Origin of the sequence: Enterococcus spodopteracolus (genome assembly GCF_030441955.1) — a bacterium.
GTDB lineage: Bacteria > Bacillota > Bacilli > Lactobacillales > Enterococcaceae > Enterococcus_B > Enterococcus_B spodopteracolus.
In genome coordinates this window covers 22,288-28,688 of the sequence record NZ_JARJHD010000018.1, presented here as the reverse complement: position 1 = coordinate 28,688, position 6,401 = coordinate 22,288, and the positions used below count along the sequence as shown (strand labels likewise).

Annotated in this window: 7 protein-coding genes; all 7 read left to right on the top strand. The window is 37.1% G+C overall.

Translation table 11 applies throughout. The annotated features are described in order from the left end of the window. Positions 1 to 383, top strand: a 383-nt coding sequence (locus P3R27_RS13105) for a transketolase-like TK C-terminal-containing protein (protein ID WP_301357399.1), incomplete at its 5' end; no start/stop codon positions are given. A 257-nt stretch (positions 384 to 640) separates the two neighbouring features. Beyond that, on the top strand, positions 641 to 1,510 hold the full coding sequence (locus P3R27_RS13100) for a glucosaminidase domain-containing protein (RefSeq protein ID WP_019724201.1): 870 nt from the start codon (positions 641 to 643) through the stop codon (positions 1,508 to 1,510). Between the two features lie 133 nt (positions 1,511 to 1,643). Beyond that, positions 1,644 to 2,573, top strand: coding sequence for a cysteine synthase A (cysK, locus tag P3R27_RS13095; RefSeq protein ID WP_034690529.1), 930 nt, complete (start codon positions 1,644 to 1,646; stop codon positions 2,571 to 2,573). A gap of 182 nt (positions 2,574 to 2,755) precedes the next feature. Continuing rightward, the gene (locus P3R27_RS13090; protein WP_034690531.1) at positions 2,756 to 3,181 is read left to right on the top strand and encodes a Fur family transcriptional regulator; all 426 of its coding nucleotides are present in this window, start codon (positions 2,756 to 2,758) and stop codon (positions 3,179 to 3,181) included. A gap of 374 nt (positions 3,182 to 3,555) precedes the next feature. Further along, a complete protein-coding gene (locus tag P3R27_RS13085; protein WP_010735565.1) occupies positions 3,556 to 4,908 on the top strand; it encodes an NADH oxidase in 1,353 nt (450 codons plus the stop codon). A 261-nt stretch (positions 4,909 to 5,169) separates the two neighbouring features. Beyond that, positions 5,170 to 5,460 (top strand): DUF5960 family protein, encoded by a 291-nt coding sequence (locus P3R27_RS13080; RefSeq protein WP_034690533.1) that lies wholly within the window; start codon positions 5,170 to 5,172, stop codon positions 5,458 to 5,460. A 235-nt stretch (positions 5,461 to 5,695) separates the two neighbouring features. Continuing rightward, complete coding sequence (locus P3R27_RS13075; RefSeq protein ID WP_301357400.1) at positions 5,696 to 6,400, top strand: DnaD domain-containing protein; 705 nt, start codon at positions 5,696 to 5,698, stop codon at positions 6,398 to 6,400. Position 6,401 lies beyond the last annotated feature (1 nt).

Here is a 6,401-nt window from a genome sequence, read left to right as displayed (position 1 = left end):
AAAAAGGTGCCTATGTCTTGTCACCAGCTAAAGGGGAACAACCAGAAGGAATCTTGATCGCGACAGGTTCAGAAGTGGATCTAGCTGTCAAAGCGCAAAAAGTATTGGCGGAACAAGGAAAAGATGTTTCAGTGGTTTCTATGCCAAGTTTTGATTTGTTTGAAGAACAATCCGCGGAATATCAAGAAAGTGTTTTGCCAAAAGCAGTGACGAAGCGTGTTGCGATTGAAGCAGCTGCTTCATTTGGATGGGAACGTTATGTAGGAATCGAAGGTCAAACGATTACGATCGATCACTTTGGTGCTTCTGCTCCTGGAAACAAAATACTTGAAGAATTTGGTTTTACAGTAGATAATGTAGTCAACGTCTTCAATCAATTATAGACAAATACTGAAAGCAGTTCGATTGGAGTGCTTGGAGATTTTTTCCAAGCCTCCAATTTTCTATTTTTTTAGGTATAAATTAGTAAAAAGGGATAATTGTCGTTACTTTTGTGTTACTTTTTGATTACGTTGAGATTACAAAAAGTAAATAATTGAAGATTCGTTTGAGTTTCAATAAAATAAAACGTATAATTTAAATGATTAAGTTTCGTTTAAGAGGAAGTTTTATTTACTGTTTCATTTGAGGAGGAATTTGAATGCAAGAGCTGAGAACCCGTAGCGCTCGACACCATAGGCCCAAAAGGAAAATGACCATCAATAAAAAAGCCATTGCACCTTTAGTGGGGACAAGCCTATTAGTTGGGCCAATGTTGGTCACAGCAACACCACAAACTGTACGTGCGGATGAATTAGATGTCGCATCTTCTGCCGATCCGCAAGCATTTATCAATCAAATCGGATGGGCTGCTTCTGAAGTTGCAGCAAGCAATGACTTATATGCATCTGTCATGATTGCACAAGCATTACTTGAAAGTGCGTATGGTACATCTGGATTATCAAGTGCACCATATTACAACTTATTTGGAGTCAAAGGTAGCGCAGGTCAATCTGTGGTATATATGAATACGCAAGAATATTTGAATGGTCAATGGGTTACGATGAACGAACCTTTCCGTCGCTATTCATCTTATTGGGAGTCATTCCAAGATCATGCGAATGTTTTACGTTCTACTAGTTTTTCGACAGGCGATTATCATTATTCAGGTGTATGGAAAAGTAATACAACCAGCTATTATGATGCAACAGCTTATTTAACTGGACGTTATGCAACAGATCCTAATTACGCATACAAATTAAATGAATTGATCAGCACATATAATCTGACTCGCTTTGATACACCATCAACTGGTTCAACGACAACTAGTACGACAAGTACCACAACGACTAGTACGACAACCTCTACAACGACTACGACAAGTAGTAACCAAACTTATACTGTCGTCTCTGGAGATACACTTTGGGATATTGCTCAAAAATTCGGTATGTCCGTTGATGATCTGATGGCAAAAAATGGCATGACGATGTCAAATTATTCATTATTGGTTGGACAAGAAATCAATGTCTAACTTTATATCAACTTAAAAATAGAGGCATATCATAAGATGTGTCTCTATTTTTTGCTTCTCCAGTAAGAATCACTCGCAGAAGTACCTCTTTTGTATTATGATTAATAGAGAAGCAAATGAAGGGGGAAAAAATATGACACAGAAGATTTATCAGTCGATTACAGAATTGATCGGTAAAACACCTATCGTTCGATTAAATAAGATAGTTCCAGAAGGAGCTGCGGATGTTTTTGTTAAATTGGAATTCTTCAATCCAGGTGGAAGCGTGAAAGACCGTATTGCCTTGAATATGATTGAAAAAGCAGAGCATGATGGGATATTGAAACCGGGTGATACGATCATTGAACCAACTTCAGGGAACACTGGTATTGGTTTAGCGATGGTCGGTGTAGCAAGAGGATATCATGTGAAACTTGTCATGCCTGAAACGATGAGTATCGAGCGTCGCTTATTGATGAAGGGCTACGGAGCAGAACTAATTTTAACTCCAGGAACAGAAGGTATCAGTGGTTCAATCAAAGAAGCAAAACGGCTGGCTGAAGAAAATGGTTATTTCTTGCCTCTGCAATTTGAAAACCCAGCTAATCCATTAGTTCATGAAAAAACGACTGGTCCAGAAATCCAAGCGGCATTTGGTGTGAATGGGCTGGATGCGTTTGTCGCAGGAATCGGTACTGGTGGAACGATCACCGGTGCGGGACACGAATTAAAACGGATCAATCCAACACTTAAGATCGTTGGAGTTGAACCAGCCGAATCTGCCGTTTTAGAAGGAAAAGAACCTGGTCCACACAAAATCCAAGGCATCGGGACAGGGTTTGTCCCTGATACGTTAGATACGAATGTATATGATCAAGTCTTATCAGTATCTAGTGAGCAAGCAATGATCACAGCTCGCCGTATGGGGCAAGAAGAAGGAATCTTAGTGGGTGTTTCAGGTGGAGCCGCAGTTGAAGCTGCGCTTAATGTAGCTAAAGAACTAGGAGCTGGAAAAAAAGTTCTTGCGATTATTCCTGATAATGGAGAACGTTATTTGTCTACTCCTTTGTATCAGGATATGTAAGTCTACGTGAAACTCTGAATAAAAAGTGTGAAATAATGGTGAAACATCTGTTATTTTACACTTTTTTTGCATAAAATAGGCTAAATTATAAAATTCTTTTCTTTTTCTTTCCGTAATATGTAGATTTAAAAAAATAAAAATAGTATGATAATTAAAGAACAATAAGGTGGGGTTTTGTTTATATGGAAAATAAAAAAGTAGCAGCGGCGATCGAGCAACTGAAAAAAGAAAATATTCGGATTACGCCGCAAAGATACGCAGTTTTAGAGTATCTGATCGAGCATCGTTCGCATCCAACTGCAGATGAAATCTACAAGGCACTTGAGCATCGCTTTCCTAATATGAGTGTTGCTACAGTTTACAATAATTTACGATTGTTCACATCGATCGGGTTTGTTCAAGAAATGAAATATGGTGATGCATCAAGCCGATTTGATTTTAGTTCACAAAGACATTATCATGTGATTTGCCAAAATTGCGAGACGATCGTTGATTTTCATTATCCTGGGCTAGAAGATATTGAAATGGCGGCGGGGCGCTTAACTGATTTTGAAATCCATGATCATCGTTTAGAATTATATGGGCTATGTCCGAATTGCAAAAAATAAATCGTGCGAACATCTGAAACATCGATAAGGTCAAATGACTTTGCTGATGTTTTTTTTGTGTTTCATTTGTGTCGTTTAGAAAAACATAACATAACTACCCCAGTGAAACTAAGAAGGGAGTACACTGATAGTTTTAAGAAAGGCGCAAATATTTATGCAATTTTTTATGTGATTTCGTATTCATTCACAAGCGCAGAGGCTTTAGTTTAAAAGTTCACAAAAAGAATGTTTATTTATCAGTGTTTTAAATTGGAAATGCGCAAAATATGATAAGTAAGCATTTGTGAATTCACAAGCATAAAACTGTTGGATACGTTTTAATTTTGCTATAGTAAAAATTGTCAAAGGACAAATCGTTTATCGGAGGGACACACATGAAAGTAGTAGTAATTGGCTGTACCCATGCAGGAACAGCAGCAGTAAAAAGTATCTTAAAAAACAACCCAGAAGCAGATGTTACAGTTTATGAACGTAACGACAATGTTTCATTTTTATCTTGTGGGATCGCATTGTATGTTGGAGGCGTCGTGAAAGACCCAGCAGGCTTGTTCTATTCAAACCCTGAAGAGTTAGCTTCGTTAGGTGCGAAAGTGAAAATGGAACATGATGTCACTGATGTTGACACTGAAAACAAACAAGTCACAGCAAAAGATTTAAAAACTGGAGAAACTGAAACAGTTTCTTATGACAAATTAGTAATGACTACTGGTTCATGGCCAATCATTCCGCCAATCAAAGGGATCGAATCTGAAAATATTCTTTTATGTAAAAACTATAACCAAGCAAACGAAATCATTGCTAAAGCAGAAGAGGCGAAGAAAGTAGTGATCGTTGGTGGTGGTTATATTGGGATCGAATTAGTTGAAGCGTTTGTCGAATCTGGCAAAGAAGTGACATTGATCGATGGTTTAGATCGTATCTTGAATAAATATCTTGATAAACCATTTACGGATGTATTAGAAAAAGAATTGGTCGATCGTGGAGTTACTTTAGCTTTAGGTGAAAACGTTTCTGAGTTCATTCCAGATGAGAATGGTAAAGTAAAACAAGTAACTACAGCTAGCCAAACATTTGATGCGGATATGGTTATTTTGTGCGTTGGTTTCAGACCAAATACAAAATTAGTGGAAGGTAAAGTGGAAACATTGCCAAACGGCGCAATCAAAGTAAATGAGTACATGCAAACAAGCAATCCAGATATTTTTGCAGCGGGCGATTCAGCAGTTGTCAATTATAACCCAAGTGGTACGCAAAACTATATTCCTTTAGCAACAAATGCAGTCCGTCAAGGATTGTTAGTAGGAAACAATTTAACAGAGCAAAAAATGGCTTATCGTGGAACACAAGGAACTTCTGGTTTGTACTTATTCGGTTGGACGATCGGTTCAACAGGTGTAACAACAGAAAGTGCCCCAATGAATAACTTGGATGTCCAAGCAACACTATTTGAAGATAACTATCGTCCAGAATTCATGCCAACGACTGAAAAAGTCATGATGGAATTAGTATATGAAAAAGGAACAAATCGTATCGTAGGCGCACAATTCATGTCTAAATACGACATCACTCAATCTGCTAATACGATGTCATTAGCGGTTCAAAATAAAATGACTGTTGAAGACTTAGCTCTTTCTGACTTCTTCTTCCAACCTCATTTTGACCGTCCTTGGAACTACTTGAATCTTCTTGCACAAGCAGCTCTAGGAGAAATCGAGACCGCTCAATAATTTGTCAAAGCGTCATAGAAGAACCATCAGGAAGCAATATTGTTTCCTGATGGTTCTATTTTTTTGGAACTCAACTGGCTATTTAAAGGTCAAAATTGTTTATTGACACTTTTTGTTTTATTTCTCACGAGACAGGAATGGTTTGTTGCAGACTTCACCAGTTGCAATTAGTTGTTTTCCTTTGTTTTTTTTGTCAAAATAATAGATGTAATTAATTTCCAACAAAGCAGATGTAGTAAGTTGGACTAGAGGAGGATCATTATGGAAAAAGAATATTTTGTACAACAGGATAATTTTATTGAAGATTACAAAAAAGTGACAGGGAATGAAACGATCGATATCGATTCTTTAGCAGAAGAAGTGATCAATCAATTAAATGAAACTCAAGCAGAAGAATTCGTTTTATCTGGAGATGAGACAAAAGATGGTGAGGACCATCAATTCCCGTTTAGTCGACGGATCTATACCGATGAAAATGATGGAACATTGAATACAGAGTATACGTATGAAGGACAACCATACGAGCTACGAACGGATGACGAAGGACAATAATAAACGTTCTATCGAGCGTGAGCGTCATTCTCTAAGCTGCTTGTAGATTAGATATGAGACCTTTTTAAAGAGGAGAGCATATGCTAATACAAGCAGGCTTTTTTTAGTATACATATATTCCGAAAAGTGAAAAATAAATATAAAAACCACTAAAACATTTTAAAAAAATTCAAATAATCCTTTCTTGCTTCAATTCTTGTTTTTACGTATACTAATTTTAAAGAGAGGGATAATAATGTTGAATTTAGAAAACTATTTAAAAGCTGGTCAAACGATCGTTTCCAATCTTTTGCTGAAAAATTATCATCGTATCGGCCTACAAGCAGATGAATTTTTATTTATATTACAGTTGCATATGGCACAATCAGAAGGAGAGTCATTCCCGGATCTGATGAATATTTCCCAGAATATGGGTGTCAAGCAAGAAAAAGTTTTTCAAATTTTGAATCGATTGGTCAGTGGTCATTTCATAGCAATCGAAACTACACTTATTGATGGACGTAAAGCGGATCGCTATGATTTGACACCAACTTATGTGCATTTAGAAAGATTATTAGAAAAAGACTCTCTAAAGCAAGAAGAAGAAGTCCAAGAAAAAACGACACGTTCAGTCTATCAATTATTTGAACAAGAGTTTGGACGTCCGTTGTCCTCTATTGAATTTCAACGGATCGGACAGTGGTTGGAAGAGGACCATTATCATCCTGAGATTTTGAAACTAGCTTTACGGGAGGCTGTATTGAACCAAGCGTATAGTTTCAATTATATCGACCGTATCTTATTATCTTGGGAACGGAAAAATTTAAAAACCAAACAGCAAGTAGAAGAAGATCAAAAACGCAGAAAGCAGCAACTGCTTCAAAAAGAAATCGACCAGCCAGTCCAACAAGAAGAGTTGCCAAAAGTATCATTAAAGAATTGGCTGGAAGAATGGGAGTAAT

Coding starts and splice junctions, on each gene's coding strand:
- P3R27_RS13100 (WP_019724201.1), top strand. CDS start 641: ATGCAAGAGCTGAGAACCCGTAGCGCTCGACACCATAGGCCCAAAAGG.
- cysK (WP_034690529.1), top strand. CDS start 1,644: ATGACACAGAAGATTTATCAGTCGATTACAGAATTGATCGGTAAAACA.
- P3R27_RS13090 (WP_034690531.1), top strand. CDS start 2,756: ATGGAAAATAAAAAAGTAGCAGCGGCGATCGAGCAACTGAAAAAAGAA.
- P3R27_RS13085 (WP_010735565.1), top strand. CDS start 3,556: ATGAAAGTAGTAGTAATTGGCTGTACCCATGCAGGAACAGCAGCAGTA.
- P3R27_RS13080 (WP_034690533.1), top strand. CDS start 5,170: ATGGAAAAAGAATATTTTGTACAACAGGATAATTTTATTGAAGATTAC.
- P3R27_RS13075 (WP_301357400.1), top strand. CDS start 5,696: ATGTTGAATTTAGAAAACTATTTAAAAGCTGGTCAAACGATCGTTTCC.